The organism is Pigmentiphaga sp. NML030171 (assembly GCF_002188635.1).
Taxonomy (GTDB): domain Bacteria; phylum Pseudomonadota; class Gammaproteobacteria; order Burkholderiales; family Burkholderiaceae_B; genus Pigmentiphaga; species Pigmentiphaga daeguensis.
In genome coordinates, this window is the sequence record NZ_NINX01000010.1 from 29,551 (window position 1) to 50,636 (window position 21,086).

Below are 21,086 nucleotides of genomic sequence, written 5' to 3' on the forward strand. Positions count from 1 at the left end.
CGACCGATCGCATTCCACGGAGGGCGGCAATGAACATCGAGAGCATCGATCTGAACCTGTTGGTGGCTTTCGACGCAATGATGCAGGAGCGCAACGTCACGCGGGCCGGATTGCGCGTAGGCCTGTCCCAGCCTTCGATGAGCCATGCCCTGACCCGCTTGCGCCATCTGTGCGGCGATCCGCTGTTCGTGCGGGTGAAGACGGGAATGGAGCCCACGCCGTTCGCGCAGCGTATCGCTCCCAGCGTGCGGGCCGGGCTGGCCATCATGCGCGCGGGACTGGAGGAAGCCGTGGCGTTCGATCCGGCGCGGTCGGAGCGGATTTTCCAGATACTGCTGAGCGACATCGGCGAAGTGGTCTACCTGCCTCGCCTGATGCAGCACCTGAAGAGCGTGGCGCCGGGCGTCGGGCTGCGCATACTGCAATTGCCGCGCGAAAGCTACCGCGAAGCGCTCGAATGCGGGGACGCCGACCTCGCGGTGGGTTTCCTGCCCGGATTGAGTGCGGGGTTCTACCAGCAGCGTCTGTTCAGCGACCGCCATGTCTGCCTGCTGAGGTCGGATCACCCGCGCATCGGCGCATCGCTCGGCCTCCAGAGTTTCAGCGAGGAATTTCATATCATGATCGAGCCGGCGGGGACGCGGTATAGCCGCGCCTCCCTGCATTCCTCGACCACGACGCTGATCGAGCAGTACCTGGAGAAGAACGGGTTGCGCCGCCACATCGCGCTGCGTGTGCCGCATTTCACCATCGTGCCCGAGATCCTGGCCGCTACCGAACTGCTGGTGGTCATCCCCGGTACCGTGGCGCGTCTCATGATGCCCTGGCGTCACGTCAAGATGCTGCCGCTGCCTTTCGAGGTGCCGGAATTCGAGGTCAAGCAGTTCTGGCATGAACGCAGCCACCAGGATGCCGGCACTCGCTGGCTGCGCGGCGTCTTCGCGGACTTGTTCCTGGAGCAGGGCGCGCAATTGCGGACGGCAGGCTAGCTCGGAAGCCGTAGTCGTTGCAGACCATTTCCCTCGCCGCTCCTGGCGTCAGCTGTGCGTCGCGGGCCTGAGCCTGGGGGTGACGCCATTTGTCCGGGTGCCATCGCTCGCGCCCGACTGCATCGCCCGGGTACTGGATGGCGGGGCCCTCGGTGTCATTGCTCCCCACGTCCAGGGCGCGGACGAAGCCGCCCGGGTGGTACGCGCCGCGAAATATCCTCCCTCCGGCTCGCGCTCATTCACCGCGGCGCTGCCTCACTTGAGATTCCGGAGCTTTCCCGGCGCGGAAGCCGGGGCGGCGATCGATGCCGCCACCATGGTGGTCATCATGATCGAGTCGGCCGTGGCGCTGGAGGCGGTGGATGCCATCGCCGCCGTCGACGGGGTGGACATGCTGTTCATCGGCACCAACGATCTCTGCGCGGAACTGGGTATCCCCGGGCAACTGGACCATCCGCTGATTCGCCAGGCCTATGCCGCATGCATGCGTGCCTGCGAGGTGAATGGCAAGCACCTGGGCATAGGCGGACTGAACGCGCACCCCGCGCTCGCGGCCGAGTTCGTCGAGCTGGGTGCCCGCTACGTATCGACGGGTACGGACCTGTCGTTCCTGGCCACAGGGGCGGCGTCCAGGGCCAGGCAGATGCGCGAGCGTTTTTCCGCGCCTCCTCACACTTGAAGACGGCCCATGGCCCCGGCCTGGCCGCCGTCGCTGGCGCTTCTAGAACCCCAGCGCCACCGCCAGCCCCCCGCCCACCACGCCGATCCCGACCACGCCCGCCACCAGCACGGCCAGTTCCACCGGCCTGAACGACTTCGCCACCATCGCCAGCGAGGGCAGGCTGATGGGCGGCAGGGTCATGATCAGCGCGGCGGCGGGGCCTGCGGCCATGCCCAGCGACAGCATCGCCTGCACGATGGGAACTTCGCCGGCGGTGGGGATGACGAACAGCATGCCGGCCACGGCCAGGCCGACGATCCAGAGCACGCTGTTGTCCACGCCGGCGCCGACTTCCGGGAACAGCCAGGCGCGCGCGGCGCCCAGCAGCAGGACCAGCACGATGTATTCGGGCAGCAGGCGCAGCGTCATGCGGGCCAGGATGCGCATCCAGCGCCGGAATACGTTCGGGTCTTCCGGGCCCGTCTCGCCCGCGGCCTGCATGGCTTGCATCTGCGCGACGTCGAAGGTGCCGGTGCGGCCCTGGCTCATGCGGTTGAGCAGCCAGCCCAGGCCCAGCACCATCACGAGGCCCAGTCCCAGGCGCAGCCCCATCCAGTGCCAGCCCAGCACGAAGCCCATGAAGATCAGCGTGGCGGGGTTGAGCACCGTGTTGCCCAGCCAGAACGCGGCGGCGCTGCCGGGCGCCGCCTGGCATTTGCGCAGGCCGGCCACGACCGGCGCGGCGCAGCAGGTGCACATCATGCCGGGCAGCGAAAGCAGGCCGCCGGCCACGACGCTGCCCAGGCCGGTGCCGCCCAGCAGGCGCAATATCCATGCGCGCGGCAGCAGGGCCTGCACGCCCGATCCCAGCAACAGGCCCAGCACCATGGCCTTCCAGATGGCCAGGCCGTAGGCCACTGCATAGTCCAGCGCCGCCTGCATCGATGGCGCGGGCGGGGCGGACTGCCCGCCCATCAGGATGGACCGGCCGATGGAGTGCGTGTCGGCCGCGACGAAGGCGCGGTCGTAATAGGGCGACCATTTCACGTAGAACAGGCCGGCGATCGCGATCAGCGCGAACACCGCGATGGCCCAGGCGGGGTGGGGGGCGGAGCGTGGGGAGGCGTGGGTACTCATGAAGGGCTGCGCAAGGTGCCGTCGTTGGCGAGGAGGCACCATTTTAGTGGCTGCGCAGGCCTTTTCTTTCGCGGTGCCACGATTCCCGGCCGAGCTGGCGGCCTACCGTTTTTACAAATAGTCATCTGAACTGCAACTATTGACATTTGGCGCGAACCGATGCAGTCCGGCAGACAAAATCACTTACAATCGCCGGTCATGCGAGCCCGGTGGCGTTTCCGCCATGCCCGGCCCGCAAGCCGTTCCAGCCCGTGATCGCATGGGCTTTTTTATTGGGCGCGGCAGCCCACGCGTAGGAAGCGCGATCAGATGATGACCGTATTGGGATGTATCGTCGACAGCCACAATCCCTGGCTGGTGTTACTTGCCGTCCTGATCGGTTGCGCGGGGTCCTGGGTGGCCATCCGCCTGTTTCTGCGCGCCGCGCGTACGGCCGGCGTCCAGCGCCTGGGCTGGAACGTGTTGACGGTCGTGGCGGCCGGCTCGGCGATCTGGTGCATGCATTTCGTGGCGATGATCGGCTTCGATCCCGGGGTGCCCATCGCGTTCGATCCTACGGTGACCGTGCTGTCGCTGCTGGCCGCCATCGTCGGCGCGGTGCCCGGCTTCGCGCTGGCGAGCAGCCGCCGGTGGCGGTTCGCGCCCGCCCTGGGCGGGGCCGCGGTGGGGCTGGCCATCGTCCTGATGCACTATGGCCTATCGGGTCCAGGGCATCGTGTCCTGGCACATGGGCTATCTCGCGGCGTCCATCGCGATCGCCGTCGTATTCTCCGGCCTGGCCCTGCACCTGGTCGTCAGCGATGACCGGCCCGCGTACCGCTATGCCGGCGGCTGCCTGTTGGGACTGGGCATCGCCGGCCTGCATTTCACGGGCATGACGGCTTTCCAGGTGTCCCCCATGTTGGTGGAGGGGGTGTTTTCCCAGCCGCAGGCGCTGCAGGCACTGGCCCTGGCGGTCACCGGCGTGGCGCTGGTCATCGCGGCGGCGGGCGTGGCCAGTTATCTGATCGACGACAGCGTGCGTTCCGAGTCGCTGGAGCAATTGCGCCACATGGCGATGACGGACAGCCTGACGAACTTGCCCAACCGCAGCAGTTTCAACGAGCGCCTGGACAACGAGCTCTATCTTGCCGATCAGATGGGCGGCAAGGTGGCGCTGGTGGGCATCGACCTCAACCGCTTCAAGGAAATCAACGACCTGCACGGCCATGCCGCGGGAGACAGGGTCCTGGTGATCCTTGCCCAGCGCATGAGAAGCCTGCTGCAGGAAGGCGAATTCGTCGCGCGGCTGGGCGGAGACGAGTTCGTCGCCATCCACCGCCTGCGCGAGGGCAGCCTGCTCGACTTCCTGTCGCGGCTGGAAACCTCGCTGTTCGCCCCGATCCAGGTCGACGACTGGGAAGCGGTGCCGGGCGCCAGCCTGGGAGTGGCCATCTATCCGGACGACGCCCGCGACAAGAGCATGCTGATCGGCAACACCGACCTGGCGATGTACCGGGCCAAGTCGGACATGCTGAAGAACGTCTGCTTCTACGAACCGTCGATGGACGAGGCGGTGCGCGCCCGGCGCACCCTGGCCAGCGAGCTGCGCGAGGCGCTCGAGAGCGGCCAGCTCGACATTCACTACCAGGTGCAGACCTCTGTCGAGACGCGCGAGATCCGCGGCTACGAGGCGCTGCTTCGCTGGCAGCATCCCCGGCGCGGCTACGTTCCGCCCGCCGAGTTCATTCCGCTGGCCGAGGAGAACGGCCTCATCCTGCAGCTGGGAGAATGGGTGCTCAGGCATGCATGCGCCCGCGCCGTGTCCTGGGATCCGCCCTACAAGGTCGCGGTCAACCTGTCGCGCGCGCAGTTCGCCCATTCGGACCTGCCGGCGCTCATCCAGGACGTGCTGGCGGACACCGGACTACCGCCGGCGCGGCTGGAGCTCGAGCTGACCGAGTCCACGCTGTTCGCCGACCGCGAACGTTCGCTGCGCATGCTGCGCGAGATCAAGGCCCTGGGCGTGAGTATCGCGCTGGACGATTTCGGCACCGGCTATTCCTCGCTCGAGACGCTGCGCGCCTTCCCGTTCGACACGATCAAGCTGGACTGCTCGTTCGTCAGCGAGGTGGAGTCCAGCCCGCAGGCGCGGGCCATTGTGCGCGCGGTCCTGGCCCTGGGCAAGAGCCTGGACATTCCCGTGCTGGCCGAAGGCATCGAGACCCAGGGGCAATTGTCGCTGCTGCGCAAGGAAGGCTGCGACGAAGCGCAGGGTTATCTGCTCGGCCGTCCTGCGCCGCTGGGCCAGATCGTCGACAGCGGCCAGATATGCCTGGCCGCCGTGGCTGATAAGCTGGTGCATCCTTAGGAAAGCACGGACCGACCGGACAGCGGACGGCGGCGCCCGGCGGTTGAGGGTATCCTTGCGGCAGGCCAGGCAGCGCGCCGTGGCGGCTCGAATCAAGGCAAGGGGACACAATTGGCAGGGCAACGCATCGGCAACTGGTATTTCGGCTGGACCATCGTGGCGGCGGCCACGGTGCTGACGCTGCTGACCGTCGGCATGCGCATGGGTATCGGCCCGTTCTTCCTTCCCATCACCGAAGACCTGGGCTTCAGCCGCAGCATGCTGGCCGGCATGGTCGCGATCGGCATGCTGTGCTATGGCCTGGCCATGCCGCTGGCCGGCTATCTCGTGGCCGCGCGCGGCACGCGCTTCGTGCTGCTGACCGGCATGGCGGTGGTCGTGGCTTCGTCCATCGCCACGGTACTGGCACGTCATCCGCTGGCGTTCTTCCTGGCGTTCGGGGTGGGACAGTCGGTGGGGCTGGGGCTGACCAGTCCGGTGGCGCTCACGCCCATCCTGACCCGCTGGTTCACGCGGCAGCGCGGCATGGCGCTGTTCTTTCTTTCCACCGGATCGATGGCCGGCATCGCGCTGATGACGCCGGTGTTCACGTCGTTCATCGCCTGGCTGGGCTGGCGCGCGACCATGCTGGTCTTCGCGGCGGCCTTCGCCCTGTTCACGGTGCCTGCCGCGCTGCTGATCTTCCGCGACAATGCGCCGCCCGAAGCGGACCTGCGTCCCGAGGACCTGGCGGCGCGCGCCGCTGCCAGGTCCTCGCAGCCCGGGCCGGCCGCCGCCACCTTGCGCGTGGGCGATGCGCTGCGCTCCGCGCCTTTCTGGCAGATCGCGCTAGGCCTTTTCGCCTGTGGCTTCAGCATGAACCTGCTGGGGTCGCACGGCGTGCCCATGCTGATGGACCACGGCTTCGATGCGATGACCAGCGCGCTGGGCATCGGCCTGATCGGCGCGGTGGCCGTGTTCAGCACACTGGTGCTGGGACGCCTGGCCGACGTGCTGCCCAGGCGCGACATCCTGGCCACCATCTATCTCGTGCGCGGCCTGGGGTTCTTCGCGCTGGTCGTGGTGGGCACGCACTGGGAGCTGTATACCGCCGCCACGCTGGGCGGCATCGTCTGGTCGGGCAGCATCGCCCTGTCGTCGGCCTTGCTGGCCGATGTCTACGGCGTGAAGCTGGTGGGCATCCTGTACGGCTGGGCCTATCTGGGACACCAGTTCGGCGGCATGATCAGTTCGTGGCTGGGAGGCTGGGGCTACGAGACCTTCGGCACGCACTGGGTGTCGTTCGGCGCGGCCGGCACGCTGCTGGTGGCGGCCGCGCTGCTGTCCATGCGCCTGCCCCGGCGCGCGACGCTGATGGTGCCGCGCGCCACGCCGGCGAGCTGACTCGCCGGGCGGCTGGCGGCGTCAGTTCACCGAGACGTTGAACTCCTTGATCAGTTTTTCCCATTCGCTGGCCTCGCGCTTCATCGACTGCCCGAAGGCTTCGGAGCTTTCGAAGGCCGGCTCCAGTCCCTGGTCGCGCAGCCACTTCGTCACGTCGGCCTCTTTCAGGATGGCCTGGACGTCGGTGCGTATCCGGTCGACGATGGGCCTGGGCGTGCCGGCGGGCGCCAGGATGCCGAACCAGCCCCCCGCGCGCAGTCGGGGGAAGCCCAGCTCGATGAAGGTGGGGACGTCGGGCAGGACCCGGGACCGCTTGGGTGCCAGCACGGCCAGGGCGCGCACACGGCCGTCGCGGATATGCGGAAGGGCGGTACCCACCGAGTTGAAGCTGGCTTCCACGTGGCCGCCCATCATGTCGGTCAGGGACAGTGCCTCGCCCTTGTAGGGCACCGGCAGTACGTCGATGCCGGCGCCCTGGCCCATGATCAGGCTGTAGAAGTGGAAGCTCGAACCGTTGCCGAAGTTGCCGACCCCCAGGGGCTTGCCGCGCGTCTTCACGCCTTCGACCAGTTGTGCGAACGTCTTGTAGGGCGAGTCCGAGCGCACGACCAGCACGGTCTCGGTATCGACGAGCTGCACGACGGGCGCGAAGTCGTTGATGGGATCGTAGGGCGTCTCGGGGTAGAGCAGTTTCACCATGCCGTGCGAGACGAAGGTCGACAGCAGCGTATAGCCGTCCGGCGCGGCGCGCGCGACGATTTCGGCGCCGATGCGGGTCGTGCCGCCGGGACGGTTCTCGATCACCACCGGCTGCTTCCACTTCTTGCTCAGATGCTCGGCCAGGAGCCGCGTGATGCGGTCGGGGCTGCTGCCGGGCGGGCCGGGCAGCACGATGCGCACGGATTTTTCCGGCCAGGACTGGGCGGCCGCGGTCGCGCTGGCGGCGGCGAGGGCGCATGCCCACAGCAGAGGGAACAGGCGGGGCTTCATTCGGGTGTCTCCTTGTCGGGGTGTCTTGTACGTATCGGGGAAGCCGGAGGAAAGCAGGGACCGGACAGGCCTCATGCGGGCGCGGCGGCAGTCTCCAGCGCGGGCATGACCTGTTCGGCGAACAGGCGGGTCGAGTGCAGGGATTCGTCGCGGCTCAGGTCGCCGAAGGTCAGGCGGCAGACGAAATAGTTGATGCCGGCCTGGGCCGACTGGTCGGCGATCCAGTCGCGCACCTGGTCGGGGGTGCCGGCGATGCCCAGGCCGGCGCGCTGGGCGTCGTCGAACTCGTCCGGGAAGGCCAGCGTCTGGGGGCGGGTGCCGTGCTTGACCCACAGATGCATCAGGTGGCCGTGCCAGCGCCGGTAGGCGCGCCGGGCCGCGTCCCGCGCCTCGGCCTCGGTATCGGCCACGACCACGTGCCGGCTCATGCCCATGAACGGAATGGCGCTGGCGTCGTGGCCCAGTTCCGCCCAATGCCTGCGGTACTGGTCGGTGATGGCGCGCACCTGGGCGGCCAGTCCGTTGCAGACGATGTTGATGCGCTGGGCGGCGGTCCACTGGGTGGAAGCCGGCGTGCCCGCGCCGTACCAGATCGGCGGGGTGGGGCGCTGCACGCATTGCAGTTCGACCGGTACCTTGCGCAGGTCGAAGTGCTTGCCCTGGAAATCGACGACGGACCCGGTCAGCCCCTGCATGATGATCTGGTAGGACTCGTGGTAGATGTCCTGGGCCTGGGCCGGATCGACGCCGTAGTAGCCCAGCTCGTAGGGCGAGATGCCGCGTCCGAAACCGACCTCCAGGCGGCCGCCGCTCATCTGGTCGAGCATGCAGATTTCTTCCAGCACCCGCAGCGGGTGGTGCATGCCCAATGTGTAGACCAGCGGTCCGAAGCGCAGGCGGCGCGTGCGCTGGGCGACGGCCGACAGGTAGACGCCGGGCGAGGGCGAGATGCCCAGCGGCGTGGAATGATGCTCGGCCACGTGGTAGGCGTGGAAGCCGGCGCGGTCGTAGGCCTGCACCAGCGCGAGCCGGTCCTCGTACTGCTGGGCCAGGGAGACCGTGCCGCGGTCCATGTGGTCGAAGACGGCGAATTTCATGGGCTGCTCTTGCTAGGGAAGTGAAGGGAAACGGGGCGGGCGTTCAGGCTGCGCTGAACAGGCCGCTCTTGTAGAGCAGGGACAGGTCGTCCTTCTGGGCGAGGGCGACGATTTCCCCGATGTAGATCGTGTGTGTGCCGCAGTCGATAGCCTGGGCCACGCGGCATTCGAAGGCTGCGAGCGCCTGGCGCAGCAGGGGCGCGCCGGTGCTGCCCGATGTCCAGTCGCCGGTGCGGAAGCGGTCTTCCGGCGCGCCGGCCGGCGCGGCGAAGGCCTGGGCGATGTCGCCCTGGTCCTGGCTGAGATAGCTCACGCCGAAATGGCCGGCAAGGCGGATGTGGTCGTGCGCGCGCACGCGCTTGTTCACGCAGACCAGCAGTTGCGGCGGTTCGGCGCTGACGCTGCAGACGGCGGTCGCAGTCAGGCCCCGGCGTTCGCCCTGGTGGGCCGCGCCGACGATGGCGACCGCGCTGGGGACGCGGCGCATGGCCGCCTTGAACGAGTCCGCGCTCGGAATCATGCCGATTCGTCTCCTTAATTCAATAATATTGAATTGTTTGATATAGTTTAATTAATCGTAGGGGCAGGCGGCCAGGCTGTCAAGGTGCCCCTGGGTACAATGCGGCACTCTTCCGGCTTCGTGCCCCTGCTCGCGTATCGGCTCCATGACATCAAGCAAGACGGCTAGCGCACCCGTGCCGGGCCCCGGACCGCGCGGCATCCAGTCCATCGAGATCGGTTACCGCATCCTGGTCGCGATCCAGATGGGGCCGGGCGCCGTGGCCCTGAAGGTCGTTGCCGCCCGTGCCGGCATCGCGCCCAGCGCGGCGCACAACTACCTGGCCAGCTTCGTGCGCACCGGCATGGTCAAGAGCGATGGCCGCGGCCTGTACCGGCTGGGTCCCAGCCTGGCCGCGCTCGGCATGACCGCCGCCCGCGACGTCGACCATTTCGAACTGGTGCGCGAGGCGGCCGTCGCGCTGAGCGAGGAAACCGGCCTGGGCGTGGCGGTGGTCATCTGGAGCAACGGGCCCGTCATCCTGGTCAATCAGTCGGCGGTGCGCGGCCGGGTGTTCGAATTGCGCAATGGTCCCGTGGAGATGCTGCACACGGCGGCCGGCCACGTGTTCGCGGCGTATCTGCCGGCCGAAGCGGTGCTGCCCGTGCTCAAGCGGGAGCTGGAGGCGGACGGGCTGGCGCCTACGGCGCAAGATGCCCAGGCCCGGCTGGCGGCCATACGCGCGGCGGTGTTGGAGCGGGGATATTCGGTGGTGGAACTGCGGGCCTTGCCCACCTATCTGGCCGTCAGCGTCCCGGTCTGGAACGTGCATGCCGAGGTGGCCTATGGCTTGACGATCACGTCGCCCATGGCCTTGCTGGATACGAGCGCCGACAGCGCGCAGGTTCGCGCGCTCAGGGAAAAGGGCCGGGCCTTGTCACGCCTGCTGGGCGCGCCGGCCGGTCTTTGGGCCGGGTGAATGCGCGTGCCGGGGGCTCGCCCCGGCACGGTTCACGCGCAGGACTGCTTACATGTTGGCGGGGTATTCGCCGGGGCCGCCGGCGCGGTTGGACGCCTCGTAGTTCCTGACTTCCTGCCGGACTTGCGCGCGGTCGACCGGCTTGCCGGCTTGTTGGAGCGTCTGGTCGGGGAAGCCTTCCTGGCCGTAGACGATGCCGCCGTTGGCCTTGGCCTGCGCCAGTTCCTCAAGGACCTGGGCGCGGGTCAGCTGGGACGTGGTCGAGATGGCGGGAGGCGGGAAGTCGTTACCGTAGTTGTTGCCCTGGTCGGCATGGGCGGCGGCGCCGAACAGAGAGGCGGCGATCACGGCGGTGTAGGCAATGGCTTTCATGGCATATCTCCAAAGTAGGTGTGTCGGGCGGCTGGACATCGTGTCAACCGCCGTGCTTTGAAGATGGGCGCGCAAGAATCCTTTTAAATATCGAAGATCTGGAAATGACTTTTCCAGTTCCGCCAACAATCGGATGGTCCGCAGGCTGGCGAAGCGCAGACTAGAGCGAGAGCATTTCCTCGCCCTCGCGCGCCATGGCGTCGCGGGCGTCGCCCCGTTCCTGTCCGGGGGCACAGGCGATCCGATCGCGTCCCTGCCGCTTGGCGGCATACAGCAGGACGTCGGTGCGGGCGAAAAGCTCGTACAGCGGCTCGTCCACCCGGGACTGGGCGATGCCGAAGCTGGCCGTCACGGCGAAGTCGCCTCTTGGCATTTCCAGGCGCGTCAGGGCCAGTTGCGCGCGTATGCGCTCGGCAACCTGGACCGCGCCGGCCGCCGGCGTGCCGGGCATCAATATCGCGAATTCGTCGCCGCCCAGGCGCCAGGCCATGTCGCCGGTGCGGGTGCAGTCGCGGATGATCCGGCCGATTTCGGCCAGCGTCGCGTCGCCGGCGGCGTGGCCATAGGTGTCGTTGATGGCCTTGAAGGTGTCCAGGTCCAGCAGCACCAGGCTGAACGGATACTCCGGATGCCGCTGCAGGCGCTCGAGACTCAGGTCTTCGAAATTGCGGCGGTTCTTCAACTGGGTGAGCGGGTCGGTGATGCGTTCGTGCTTGAGCGGCGTGATGACGTCGGACAGCGCACTGGCGAAGAGCGAGCCGCCCAGCACCAGGACGAGGCCGGCGGGCGGAAGCGCCCGCAGCCAGGCATTCGGTTGCACGAATTCCCCGGCCCGGGGCGCGACCGAGCCGGCGGCCCAGGAAATGCCCAGGAACAGGCAGGCGGAAACGAGCGGAAGCATCCAGTACAGGACCTGGTCGGCGGTGCCGCCGCGGCGCAGCGCACCCAGCCGCATCCATGCCAGGAGCAGCAGCGCGCCCAGGCCGACGCCCAGCGTATAGGCGAACGCGGGGACATCGTTCTGCATGATGTGGAAATGCAGCAGCAGGACCAGGACGGCGATGCCCAGCGCGCCTAGCGGCGAGCCCTCGGCATCGATGCCGCAGCGCGAAAGCAGGCCGCGGGCGAGCAGCAGTGCGCTGCCCACGTAGAGGACGGCGGCGGCCAGGTCGTCGCCCGTCACGTCGGCCTGGTCGAAGATGCGCAACAGGGTACCGGCGGCGTAGACGGCGAAAGCGGCCGCGTACAGCAGCAGATAGGCGCGCGCCCGCTCGTGGGCCCACAGGCAGGCGAAGCCCAGCGCGAACAGCAGGCACATGGCGGGATTGCCCAGCGCCAGGGCCTGGCTGGCGGTAAGAGGCAGGGATGAGTCCAATTTGATACTCCTGAACGACCCGGCCATGAAGCCTTGCCGGGAACAGGTAGCCGTATCTTAGAAAGGGCCGCCCAGGAATGAAACTGCTTGTAAAGAATCGTTCACCTTTGCGCGCGCGTCGTGGCCGTGAGGTTCAACCCGCGAAACGGTAGCCGACGCCGACCTCCGTCAGCAGATAGACGGGCTGGGCGGGATCGGCCTCGAGCTTCTGCCTGAGGTGGCCCATGTAGATGCGCAGGTAGTGATTGTTGCCGACGTAGGCCGGTCCCCAGACCTCGCGCAGAAGCTCGCGGTGCGTCATGACCTTGCCGCGGTGCGCCGCCAGAGTGGCGAGCAGGCGGTACTCGCGGTTGGTCAGGTGGACGGCCTTGCCGCCGCGGGTCACGGCACGCCGGGCGAAGTCCAGGGTGATCTCGCCGAAGTGGATTTCCGCGGGCTGGCCGGCTCCCCCCCGGCCATGTCTGCGCAGCAGCACGCGCACCCGTGCCAGGAGCTCGCCCACGCCGAAGGGCTTGCTCAGATAGTCGTCGGCCCCGGCGTCCAGCGCGCCGATCTTGTCGCCTTCGGCGTCGCGGGCGGACAGCACCAGCACCGGCACCTCGGTCCAGCCACGCAGTTCCCGGATCAGGGTCATGCCGTCGGCATCGGGCAGGCCCAGGTCCAGGATGACGAGGTCCGGGTGCCGGGTTCCGGCCTCGATCAGCCCGCGCTGCACCGTCTCGGCCTCGAAGATCACGGCGCCTTCGCCTTCCAGGGCGGTGCGCACGAAGCGGCGGATGGCCGCATCGTCCTCGATGATCAGGATGTTGGGTCGGTAGTCGAACATGGAACGTCCGGTTCAGGATGGATGTCCGGCGGCGTGCCCAGGGGCAGGGTGAACGCGAAGCGCGCGCCGTGCCCGTCCGGAGCGGCCTCCAGCCGGATGTCGCCGCCATGGGCGCGGACGATGGCCTGGCAGACGGCCAGGCCCAGGCCCACGCCCGGCGTGGATGATTCACGCTCGCCGCGAGCGAATTTGTCGAAGATGCGTCCGGCGGTGTCCGGCGGCACGCCGGGGCCGTCGTCGGTCACCAGGGTGGCAAGCTGGCCACCGCGGATTTCGGTGTCGATGCGGATGATGCTGGACTCGGGGGTGTACTTGATGGCGTTCTCGAGCAGATTGCACAGTACGCGTTCGATCAGGACGCCGTCGCATTCCACCAGCGGCAGGTCGGACAGGCTGCCTACGATCACGCGCCGCTGGCCGAGCGCATCGCGCATGTAGGCCAGCGCCGATCCGACCAGTTCCTCGATGGATTGCCACTCGCGGTGCAGCGGGGCATCGCCGCTTTGCAGCCGGGCCATGTCCAGGATGTTGTCCACCATCGCGTGCATGCGGCGGGCCTGCACCGTCAGCCCGTGCAGCGCTTCGAGCACCGCCTGCGGCAGTTCCGGATGCTGGCGCTGCAAAGTCTGAGAGGTGCCGACCAGGCTGGTCAGGGGCGTGCGCAGATCGTGCGAGACGGCCGCCAGCAGCGAGTTGCGCAGTTTCTCGGACTCGACGCTCAACAGCGCGTGCTGGGCGACTTCCACATAGTGCAGGCGCTCCAGCGCGATGGCCACCAGCGTGCCGTAGGCCGTCATCTGCCGGCGGCTTTCCGCGTCGTCCAGGCCGGGGCGGCCGCCGCAGGCGATCGCCAGCACGCCGCGCGTGCGCATCGATGCCTGCAGGGGCAGGTAGTAGAAGGCGCTGGTGGACAGCGTGGCGGTGCCGGCGCCAGCGGGCTGCCCGTGGTCGTAGGCCCACTGCGCCAGGGCCGGCTCCAGGCCCGTCGGGACATCGGCCGGGGCCGCGGGCCGCAGGTGGTCGGTGGTGTCCAGGACGTACAGCACGCAATGCGTGTCGAAGGCCGCGCGGACATACGAGGACGTGGCCTCGACGATCTGTTCCGGCTGCAGCGCCGACGACAGCTCGCGCGCGAATTCGTACAGCCCGTGGGCCTCGGCCTCGCGGCGGACGGAGGTCTCGGCCTGCAGGCGCAGTCCCGCGGTCAACTGGCCGACCACGAGGCCCGCCGCCAGCAGGACGAGGAAGGTCAGCGCGTACTGGATGTCGGAAATGGCAAAGGACCACAGCGGCTGGACGAACAGGAAGTCGAACAGCGCGACGCTGACCAGCGAGGCCAGGGCGGCCGGCCCGCGGCCGTGGCGAAGCGCCACTCCGATCACCGCCAGCAGGAACAGCATGACGATGTTGGTCTGGTGCAGCACCGGGAAGGCCAGCGAGGACAGCGCGGCCGCGGCGCCGCAATACGCCAGCGCCCAGAGATAGGCGGGCAGGCGGGAAGCGCCGCGCGGCTCGCGCTCGCCTGCAGGCGGCGCCGCCACGCGCGCCTGCGCGGGCAGGGGCGGGGCGGCGATGCGGATCACGTCGATTTCCGGGCAGGCGGCCGCCAGCAGGTCGGCGAAGCTGTGGCGATGCCAGATCCAGCCCGGCGCCAGCAGGCGCGACAGCAGGCCCGACAACGACAGGCGCAGGCGCCGCAAGCCGCCCGGCGCGGAGCGGCCCAGCACGACCTTGGTGATGTTGTGGCGCCGCGCATAGCGCACCACGGCCTCGACCAGGTCGGTGCCGCCCAGGACCTCGGTGCGCGCGCCCAGCGACTCGGCATGCGCCAGCACGCGCCGCAGGTAGTCGTGCCGGGCGGCCGGCTGGGGCTGGACGCTCAGGCTTTCTACGGTGACCACGTGCAGTTCGCAATCGAGCTGCTGGGCGAGCCGATGTGCATTGCGCACCACGTGGCCGGCATCGTCGGCGGCGACGCAGGCCAGGACCGCTTCGCGCGTGCGCCAGATGTCGGTGATGGACCGATCCAGCCGGTAGGCCTGCACGTCGTCGTCCACGTGCTCCGCGGTGCGCCGCAAGGCCAGTTCGCGCAGCGCGATCAGGTTGCCCTTGCGGAAGAAGTGGCTGGCCGCGTGCCGGGCCTGCTCGGGCAGGTAGACCTTGCCCTGGCGCAGGCGGCGCAGCAGTTCGTCGGCCGAGGTGTCGACCAGGATGATCTCGTCGGCGTCGTCGAACACGGCGTCGGGCACGGTCTCCCGTATCCGCACGCCGGTGATGCCGCCCACCGCCTCGTTCAGGCTGTCCAGGTGCTGCACGTTCAGCGTGGTCCAGACGTCGATGCCGGCCGCGAGCAATTCGTGCACGTCCTGCCAGCGCTTGTCGTGGCGCGACCCTGGAACGTTCGAGTGGGCCAGTTCGTCCACCAGCACCAGGGCGGGCCGCCGGGCCAGGGCGCCGTCCAGGTCGAATTCCTTCAGCGTCCGTTCGCGGTAGCGGATCTCGGCCTGGGGCAGCGTGGGGATGCCGGCCAGCAGGGCCATGGTTTCCTTGCGCCCGTGCGTTTCGACGACGCCGGCCACCACGTCCGCGCCTTGCTCCATCCGGTGACGCGCGGCTTCCAGCATGGCGTAGGTCTTGCCGACGCCGGCCGAGGCGCCGAAATAGATGCGCAGCCGGCCGCGCGCGGCCGGCTGCCCGGCGGCATCGAGGTTCCTGAGCAGGGTATCGGGATCGGGACGTCCAGGGGCGGCGGATGCCATGTATGGGATCGGGGCGTGATCGGCGGGTCAGGGGCGGGGCAGCCGGTCCAGCGCCAGGTTGAGCTGGAGTACGTTTACCACGGGTTCGCCCAGTATGCCGATGAATGGCCGCTCCGTATGCGCGGCGATCAGTTGCTCTACCTCGTCCGCCGGCAGGCCGCGCTCGCGCGCGACCCGGGGCGCCTGGTAGCGGGCGCCCGCCACGCTGATGTGGGGGTCCAGGCCGCTGCCCGAGGCGGCGACCAGGTCGACCGGGATGGGCGCCGCGTTGCCGGGGTCGGCCTGTCGCAGCGCCACGGCGCGTTCGCCCGCCAGGCGCGCCAGGTCGGGGTTGCGCGGCCCCAGGTTGGAACCGCCCGAGGCTTGCGCGTTGTACGGGCGTTCGGCGGTGGCCGAAGGGCGGCCCCAGAAATAGCGGGGCGAGGTGAACGACTGCCCGATCAGCGCCGATCCGACCGTCGTTTCGCCTGACTGGACGGGCGATCCAGCCGCCTGGTGCGCAAAGGCCAGTCGGGCGAGGGCGGTGGTGGCCAGCGGATAGAGCAGGCCGGTGACGAGGGAGAGCGCGGCGAATACCGCCAGCGCGGGCCGCAGCACGCGTTGCCGGGCGAGAGAGGAATCAGGGGGCATGGGAGTCTCCGAAAGCGGGTGGGTCAGGCCAGTCCGGTGGCGGCCAGGATCATGTCGATCAGCTTGATGCCGGCGAAGGGCACCAGCAGGCCGCCCAGCCCGTAGACCAGCAGGTTGCGGCGCAACAGCGCGGCCGCGCCCAGCGGCCGGTAGCGCACGCCCTTCAGGGCCAGCGGGATCAGCACGATGATGATGAGCGCGTTGAAGACCACGGCCGACAGGATGGCCGACGACGGCGAGGCCAGCCGCATGACGTTCAGCGCGGCCAGTTGCGGGTAGACGCCGGCGAAGGCCGCCGGAATGATCGCGAAATACTTGGCCACGTCGTTGGCGATACTGAAGGTGGTCAGCGCGCCGCGCGTCATCAGCATCTGCTTGCCGGTCTCGACCACCTCGATCAGCTTGGTCGGGTCGGAGTCCAGGTCGACCATGTTGCCGGCTTCCTTGGCGGCCTGGGTGCCGGAATTCATCGCCACCGCCACGTCGGCCTGCGCCAGCGCGGGGGCGTCGTTGGTACCGTCCCCGGTCATGGCCACCAGCCGGCCGTCGGCCTGGTAGCGGCGGATCAGCGCCAGCTTGGCCTCGGGCGTGGCCTGCGCCAGGAAATCGTCCACGCCCGCCTCTGCCGCGATGGCCGCCGCCGTGAGCTTGTTGTCACCGGTGATCATCACCGTCTTGATGCCCATGCGGCGCAGTTCTCCGAACCGTTCCCGCATGCCGGGCTTGACGATGTCCTTGAGCTCTACCACGCCCAGCGCGGCGCGGCCGTCGCACACCACCAGCGGCGTGCTGCCGCGCCGGCCCGCATCGTCCGCCGCGCGCGCGACGGCCTCGGGCAGCATGGCGCCCTGGCCGGCCAGCCAGTCCTGCATCGCGTCGACCGCGCCCTTGCGTATGCGGCGGTCCGCCAGGTCCACGCCGCTCATGCGGGTATGGGCCGAGAACGGTACGAATGCGGCGCCGGCGGCCGCTTCTGGCATGTGCCCCAACTGGCGGGCCGCCAGCGCGGCGATGCTGCGTCCTTCGGGCGTCTCGTCGGCCTGCGATGCCAGGCAGGCGGCGCGCGCCAGCACGTCGGCCGCCACGCCGGGCGCCGGATGGAAGGCGCTGGCCTGGCGGTTGCCGAAGGTGATGGTGCCGGTCTTGTCCAGCAGCAGCACGTCCACGTCGCCGGCCGCCTCCACGGCCCGGCCCGAGGTGGCGATCACGTTGGCGCGCATCATGCGGCTCATGCCGGCCACGCCTATCGCCGAGAGCAGGCCGCCGATGGTGGTCGGGATCAGGCAGACCAGCAACGCGACCAGCGCGGTGATCGCGATGACCGTTCCCTGGCCGGCGGCGGAAATGGCGAAGAACGAGAAGGGAAGCAGCGTGGCGACGACCAGCAGGAAGACCAGCGTCAGGCCCACCAGCAGGATGTTCAGCGCGATCTCGTTCGGGGTCTTCTGGCGCCGCGCGCTTTCCACCATCGCGATCATGCGGTCCAGGAAGCTTTCGCCGGGATTGGCCGCCACCTGCACGATGATCCAGTCCGACAGCACGCGTGTGCCGCCCGTCACCGACGAGAAGTCGCCGCCGGCCTCGCGGATGACGGGCGCCGATTCTCCGGTGATGGCGCTTTCGTCCACCGAGGCGATGCCGGCGATGATCTCGCCGTCGCCCGGGATGGTGCCGCCCGCCTCGACCAGCACGATGTCGCCCTTGCGCAGGCTGCCCGACGGGCGTTCCGTCACGTGACCGCGATAGGCCTCGGCCGTTGCCGGCGTGCCGGCGGGCACGCCCTGCACCACCCGGGCGATCACGGTGGTGCGCAGCCCGCGCAGCGCGGCGGCCTGCTGTTTGCCGCGTCCCTCGGCCAGCGCCTCGGCGAAGTTGGCGAACAGCACGGTGAACCACAACCATGCGGAGACGGCGAACATGAAACCCGTATCGGCATCCGCGTGGCCGAACAGGCCGGCGATCCACAGCAGGGTGGTCAGCATGCTGCCCACGTATACGGTGAACATGACCGGATTGCGGACCTGGGTCGAAGGCCGCAGCTTGAGCAGGCTCTCTTTCAGGGCCGTGCCGAGCGGGATGCCGGACAGCGCGCGCCGGCCAGGCACCGCGGCGGCGGGGTGGGGAAGGGAAGGTTCCAGGTGCGTAGACATGAGGATGCCCGTCCAGGCGTTCAGGGTTGCAGGTGTTCCGCCACCGGCCCCAGGGCCAGCGCGGGGATGTAGGTCAGCGCGCCCACCATCAGCACGGCGCCCATGAGCAGCACGACGAACAGCGGCCCCGTGGTGGGCATGGTGCCCGGGCCGGCGGGGATGCGCCGCTTGGCGGCCAGCGATCCGGCCAGGGCCAGGACCGGCACGATGATCCCGAAGCGGCCGCACCACATCGCCAGGGCCAGCAGCACGTTGTAGAAGGGGGTGTTGGCCGACAGGCCGGCGAAGGCGCTGCCGTTGTTGTTGGCGGCCGAGGACAGCGCGTACAGCACTTCCGAGAAGCCGTGGGCGCCCAGATTGAATATCCCCGCCTGTCCGCCCGGCAGCGACACGGCCGCCGCCGTGCCCAGCAGCACCAGCAGCGGCGTGGCCAGCAGCACGATGGCCACCATCTTCATGTCGTGGCTTTCGATCTTTTTGCCCAGGTATTCGGGCGTGCGGCCTATCATCAGGCCGGCGATGAACACGCCGGTGATGGCGAAGACCAGCATGCCGTACAGGCCGGAGCCGACGCCGCCGAACACCACTTCGCCCAGTTGCATCAGCAGCAGGGGCGGGAAGCCACCCATCGCCGTCAGCGAATCGTGCATGGCGTTGACCGCGCCGCACGAGGCCGCTGTGGTGATCACCGCGAACAGGGCGCTGGCGGCGATGCCGAAGCGGCTTTCCTTGCCCTCTATGTTCCCGCCGGTCGACAGCGCGGAGGGCGCGGCGTCGATGCCCGGCTGCGCCAGCATGGGGTTGGCCTGTTGTTCGAAGTAGCCGGTGGCGAGCACGGACAGCACGAACAGCACCGTCATCGCGGCCAGGATCGCCGCTCCCTGGGCGCGGCTGCCCACCAGTTCCCCGAACGCCATGCACAGCGCGGCGGGGATCAGGAAGATCGCCAGCATCTCCAGGAAGTTGCTGGCCGCCGTGGGGTTCTCGAAAGGGTGCGCCGAATTCGCGTTGAAGAAGCCGCCGCCGTTCGTGCCCAGCAGCTTGATGGCTTCCTGCGAGGCGACCGGCCCCATGGGCAGGGTCTGCGCCGCGCCCTCCAGCGTATGCACGGTCTGGTAGGCGTCGAAGTTCTGGATCACGCCCTGGCTGACCAGGAACAGCGCGAGCAGCAGCGACAGGGGCAGCAGCACGTACAGCGTCGAGCGCACCAGGTCGGCCCAGAAGTTGCCGACCGTGCCCGCGCCGTGCCGCGCCAGTCCGCGCATCAGCGCGAACAGCACGGCGATGCCGGTGGCCGCCGACACGAAGTTCTGCACGCCCAAACCCAACATCTGGGTCAGGTAGCTCATGGTCGTCTCGCCCGCGTAGCCCTGCCAGTTCGTGTTGGTGACGAAGCTCACCGCCGTGTTCAAGGCCGAGTCCGGCGCCACCGCCCCGAGGCCGGCGGGGTTCAGCGGCAGCCATCCCTGTACGCGTTGCAGCGCATACAGCGCGGCCAGGCCGACCAGATTGAAGGCCACGGCGGCCACCGCATAGGCCTTCCAGCCGGTTTCCAAGGCCGGATCGATGCCGGCAAGCCGGTAGATGACCCGTTCGGCGGGGCGGCCCCAGGCGGTCCACCGCGACGGGCCCGCGTCCATGGCAAGACGGATGTAGCGGCCCAGGAAGGGGGCGATCGCCAGAAGGACCGCAAGGTAGAGCGCCAGCAGAAGGAGCAGCTTGGTATCCATCAGAATTTCTCCGCCTTGAACAGGGCGACGAGCAGATAGACGAACAGGGCCGCGGCCGCCACCGCCCCGGCCAGGTGCAGCCAGGTCATGGCGTTTCTCCTTGCGACAGCGCCGCGCAGAACTGAATCAGCCCGATGGTCGCGCGCGCGATGACGACCAGGCCCAACAGGTAGATGAGATCCATTTTTTCCCGCCGATGCGGACTCCACGATGGGCGGGGGCGGCTTGTTCGTCCCCATGCCCGACGCCTGCCAGCGTAAGGAGACGGGCGTAAAAACGGGGTATAGCTTGGGCGGACGGGTATAAAAATGGCGTAAAAATCGCGGCGGTCGGCGGCGCGTTAAGCTATCGCCCATGACCAATGCGGGGACCGCCGTGCGCGTTCCCCACGTGCCGAGGAATATCGTGTTTACCGGAATCATCCAGGGCACCGCCCAGATCGCCGCCATGAACGACCGCGAGGGCCTGCGCACCTTCACGATCGAGTTTCCGCCGGGTTTCTGCCAGGACCTGGCCATAGGCGCCAGCGTCTCGGTGGACGGCGTCTGCCTGACGGTCACCGAGATCGCCAGTCCCACCGCCGCCTCGTTCGATGTCATGCTGCAAAGCCTGAACATCACCACGTTGTCCGAGTACGGCGTGGGGTCGCGCATCAACGTCGAACGCGCCGCCAAGGACGGGGCCGAGATCGGCGGCCACCCGTTGTCCGGCCACGTCGACTTCACCACCACCATCGCCAGCATCCGCAGCTCGGACACGAACCGCGTCATGCGCTTCACCATTCCCGAGGCCTTTCGCAAATACGTCTTCGCCAAGGGCTACATCGCCATCAACGGCGCCAGCCTGACGGTGGCCGAGGTCAACCGGGCCGAGGGCTGGTTCGAGGTCTGGCTGATTCCCGAGACGCGGCGCATGACCACGTTCGAGGAAAAGCAGGTGGGCGACCGGCTCAACATCGAGATCGAACGCGGCACGCAGGTGGTGGTCGATACCGTGCGCGAGACCGTGCAGGAAAGCCTGGGCAAGCTCCAGCCCCTGCTGGAGGCCGTGCTGAAAGAACGCGGGATCGAGCTGGAAGACCTGTTCCCCGCGCCCAAGTCGCTGAAGTAGCCGGGGCCGGCTCCGGGTTTGCGAGAGTTGCGGCCTCGCATGCCGCTGG

At 68.6% G+C, this 21,086-nt stretch carries 19 protein-coding genes; 7 read left to right on the top strand and 12 right to left on the bottom strand.

Annotation, left to right across the window (positions count from 1 at the left end; translation table 11 throughout):
- The first annotated feature begins 29 nt into the window (after window positions 1-29).
- Together CDO46_RS01725 and CDO46_RS01730 are read left to right on the top strand one after the other, a co-directional pair.
- On the top strand, window positions 30-989 hold the full coding sequence (locus tag CDO46_RS01725) for a LysR family transcriptional regulator (RefSeq protein ID WP_087836850.1): 960 nt from the start codon (window positions 30-32) through the stop codon (window positions 987-989).
- Window positions 990-1,068: 79 nt separating this feature from the next.
- Window positions 1,069-1,668 carry an HpcH/HpaI aldolase/citrate lyase family protein gene (locus CDO46_RS01730; RefSeq protein ID WP_243724700.1) on the top strand — a complete coding sequence of 200 codons (600 nt, stop codon included), beginning with the start codon at window positions 1,069-1,071 and terminating at the stop codon, window positions 1,666-1,668.
- 42 nt (window positions 1,669-1,710) lie between these two features.
- Here the strand turns inward: CDO46_RS01730 and CDO46_RS01735 are convergent, their stop codons facing one another.
- A complete protein-coding gene (locus CDO46_RS01735) occupies window positions 1,711-2,787 on the bottom strand; it encodes a permease (protein ID WP_087836852.1) in 1,077 nt (358 codons plus the stop codon).
- A gap of 309 nt (window positions 2,788-3,096) precedes the next feature.
- On the opposite strand from CDO46_RS01735, the gene CDO46_RS28555 reads away from it, so the two are divergent.
- The 3 genes from CDO46_RS28555 to CDO46_RS01745 all read left to right on the top strand — a co-directional run bounded on the left by CDO46_RS28555 (window position 3,097) and on the right by CDO46_RS01745 (window position 6,520).
- Entirely contained in the window at window positions 3,097-3,591 is a 495-nt protein-coding gene (locus CDO46_RS28555) for an MHYT domain-containing protein (protein ID WP_243724701.1), read from the top strand.
- Window positions 3,503-5,137 carry a bifunctional diguanylate cyclase/phosphodiesterase gene (locus CDO46_RS01740; RefSeq protein ID WP_243724702.1) on the top strand — a complete coding sequence of 545 codons (1,635 nt, stop codon included), beginning with the start codon at window positions 3,503-3,505 and terminating at the stop codon, window positions 5,135-5,137. The genes CDO46_RS28555 and CDO46_RS01740 overlap by 89 nt, the downstream gene beginning before the upstream one ends.
- 111 nt (window positions 5,138-5,248) lie before the next feature.
- Window positions 5,249-6,520 (top strand): MFS transporter, encoded by a 1,272-nt coding sequence (locus CDO46_RS01745; protein ID WP_087836853.1) that lies wholly within the window; start codon window positions 5,249-5,251, stop codon window positions 6,518-6,520.
- Window positions 6,521-6,541: 21 nt separating this feature from the next.
- Here CDO46_RS01745 and CDO46_RS01750 read toward each other — a convergent pair whose 3' ends face one another.
- From CDO46_RS01750 to CDO46_RS01760, 3 genes are all read right to left on the bottom strand, one after another.
- Window positions 6,542-7,510, bottom strand: a complete 969-nt coding sequence (locus tag CDO46_RS01750; protein ID WP_176400636.1) for a tripartite tricarboxylate transporter substrate binding protein — start codon at window positions 7,508-7,510, stop codon at window positions 6,542-6,544.
- Window positions 7,511-7,581: 71 nt separating this feature from the next.
- Window positions 7,582-8,607 (bottom strand): LLM class flavin-dependent oxidoreductase, encoded by a 1,026-nt coding sequence (locus CDO46_RS01755; protein ID WP_087836855.1) that lies wholly within the window; start codon window positions 8,605-8,607, stop codon window positions 7,582-7,584.
- 43 nt (window positions 8,608-8,650) lie between these two features.
- Window positions 8,651-9,127, bottom strand: a complete 477-nt coding sequence (locus tag CDO46_RS01760; protein ID WP_087836856.1) for a flavin reductase family protein — start codon at window positions 9,125-9,127, stop codon at window positions 8,651-8,653.
- Between the two features lie 145 nt (window positions 9,128-9,272).
- On the opposite strand from CDO46_RS01760, the gene CDO46_RS01765 reads away from it, so the two are divergent.
- Complete coding sequence (locus CDO46_RS01765; protein ID WP_087836857.1) at window positions 9,273-10,085, top strand: IclR family transcriptional regulator; 813 nt, start codon at window positions 9,273-9,275, stop codon at window positions 10,083-10,085.
- Window positions 10,086-10,133: 48 nt separating this feature from the next.
- Here CDO46_RS01765 and CDO46_RS28240 read toward each other — a convergent pair whose 3' ends face one another.
- From CDO46_RS28240 to kdpF, 8 genes are all read right to left on the bottom strand, one after another.
- Window positions 10,134-10,457 carry a DUF4148 domain-containing protein gene (locus tag CDO46_RS28240; protein ID WP_176400637.1) on the bottom strand — a complete coding sequence of 108 codons (324 nt, stop codon included), beginning with the start codon at window positions 10,455-10,457 and terminating at the stop codon, window positions 10,134-10,136.
- 160 nt (window positions 10,458-10,617) lie between these two features.
- Window positions 10,618-11,832, bottom strand: coding sequence for a diguanylate cyclase (locus CDO46_RS01775; protein ID WP_132980712.1), 1,215 nt, complete (start codon window positions 11,830-11,832; stop codon window positions 10,618-10,620).
- A gap of 133 nt (window positions 11,833-11,965) precedes the next feature.
- Entirely contained in the window at window positions 11,966-12,658 is a 693-nt protein-coding gene (kdpE, locus tag CDO46_RS01780) for a two-component system response regulator KdpE (RefSeq protein WP_087836860.1), read from the bottom strand.
- Complete coding sequence (locus tag CDO46_RS01785) at window positions 12,631-15,417, bottom strand: sensor histidine kinase KdpD (RefSeq protein ID WP_087836861.1); 2,787 nt, start codon at window positions 15,415-15,417, stop codon at window positions 12,631-12,633. Before CDO46_RS01785 ends, kdpE begins: the two co-directional genes overlap by 28 nt.
- Before the next feature lie 27 nt (window positions 15,418-15,444).
- On the bottom strand, window positions 15,445-16,047 hold the full coding sequence (gene kdpC, locus CDO46_RS01790; RefSeq protein WP_087836862.1) for a potassium-transporting ATPase subunit KdpC: 603 nt from the start codon (window positions 16,045-16,047) through the stop codon (window positions 15,445-15,447).
- A 23-nt stretch (window positions 16,048-16,070) separates the two neighbouring features.
- Entirely contained in the window at window positions 16,071-18,197 is a 2,127-nt protein-coding gene (gene kdpB / locus CDO46_RS01795) for a potassium-transporting ATPase subunit KdpB (RefSeq protein WP_087836863.1), read from the bottom strand.
- Window positions 18,198-18,217: 20 nt separating this feature from the next.
- A complete protein-coding gene (kdpA, locus tag CDO46_RS01800) occupies window positions 18,218-19,927 on the bottom strand; it encodes a potassium-transporting ATPase subunit KdpA (RefSeq protein WP_087836864.1) in 1,710 nt (569 codons plus the stop codon).
- Window positions 19,927-20,016, bottom strand: coding sequence for a K(+)-transporting ATPase subunit F (gene kdpF / locus CDO46_RS27860; RefSeq protein WP_132980717.1), 90 nt, complete (start codon window positions 20,014-20,016; stop codon window positions 19,927-19,929). Before kdpF ends, kdpA begins: the two co-directional genes overlap by 1 nt.
- A 316-nt stretch (window positions 20,017-20,332) precedes the next feature.
- Between kdpF and CDO46_RS01810 the strand changes: the two genes are divergently transcribed.
- On the top strand, window positions 20,333-21,037 hold the full coding sequence (locus tag CDO46_RS01810) for a riboflavin synthase subunit alpha (RefSeq protein ID WP_087836866.1): 705 nt from the start codon (window positions 20,333-20,335) through the stop codon (window positions 21,035-21,037).
- Window positions 21,038-21,086: the final 49 nt, after the last annotated feature.

Bases quoted from the DNA above. Each gene is read 5' to 3' on its own strand.
- CDO46_RS01725 (WP_087836850.1), top strand. From the start codon at position 30: ATGAACATCGAGAGCATCGATCTGAACCTGTTGGTGGCTTTCGACGCA.
- CDO46_RS01735 (WP_087836852.1), bottom strand. From the start codon at position 2,787: ATGAGTACCCACGCCTCCCCACGCTCCGCCCCCCACCCCGCCTGGGCC.
- CDO46_RS28555 (WP_243724701.1), top strand. From the start codon at position 3,097: ATGATGACCGTATTGGGATGTATCGTCGACAGCCACAATCCCTGGCTG.
- CDO46_RS01750 (WP_176400636.1), bottom strand. From the start codon at position 7,510: ATGAAGCCCCGCCTGTTCCCTCTGCTGTGGGCATGCGCCCTCGCCGCC.
- CDO46_RS01755 (WP_087836855.1), bottom strand. From the start codon at position 8,607: ATGAAATTCGCCGTCTTCGACCACATGGACCGCGGCACGGTCTCCCTG.
- CDO46_RS01760 (WP_087836856.1), bottom strand. From the start codon at position 9,127: ATGATTCCGAGCGCGGACTCGTTCAAGGCGGCCATGCGCCGCGTCCCC.
- CDO46_RS01765 (WP_087836857.1), top strand. From the start codon at position 9,273: ATGACATCAAGCAAGACGGCTAGCGCACCCGTGCCGGGCCCCGGACCG.
- CDO46_RS28240 (WP_176400637.1), bottom strand. From the start codon at position 10,457: ATGAAAGCCATTGCCTACACCGCCGTGATCGCCGCCTCTCTGTTCGGC.
- kdpE (WP_087836860.1), bottom strand. From the start codon at position 12,658: ATGTTCGACTACCGACCCAACATCCTGATCATCGAGGACGATGCGGCC.
- CDO46_RS01785 (WP_087836861.1), bottom strand. From the start codon at position 15,417: ATGGCATCCGCCGCCCCTGGACGTCCCGATCCCGATACCCTGCTCAGG.
- kdpC (WP_087836862.1), bottom strand. From the start codon at position 16,047: ATGCCCCCTGATTCCTCTCTCGCCCGGCAACGCGTGCTGCGGCCCGCG.
- kdpB (WP_087836863.1), bottom strand. From the start codon at position 18,197: ATGTCTACGCACCTGGAACCTTCCCTTCCCCACCCCGCCGCCGCGGTG.
- kdpA (WP_087836864.1), bottom strand. From the start codon at position 19,927: ATGGATACCAAGCTGCTCCTTCTGCTGGCGCTCTACCTTGCGGTCCTT.
- kdpF (WP_132980717.1), bottom strand. From the start codon at position 20,016: ATGACCTGGCTGCACCTGGCCGGGGCGGTGGCGGCCGCGGCCCTGTTC.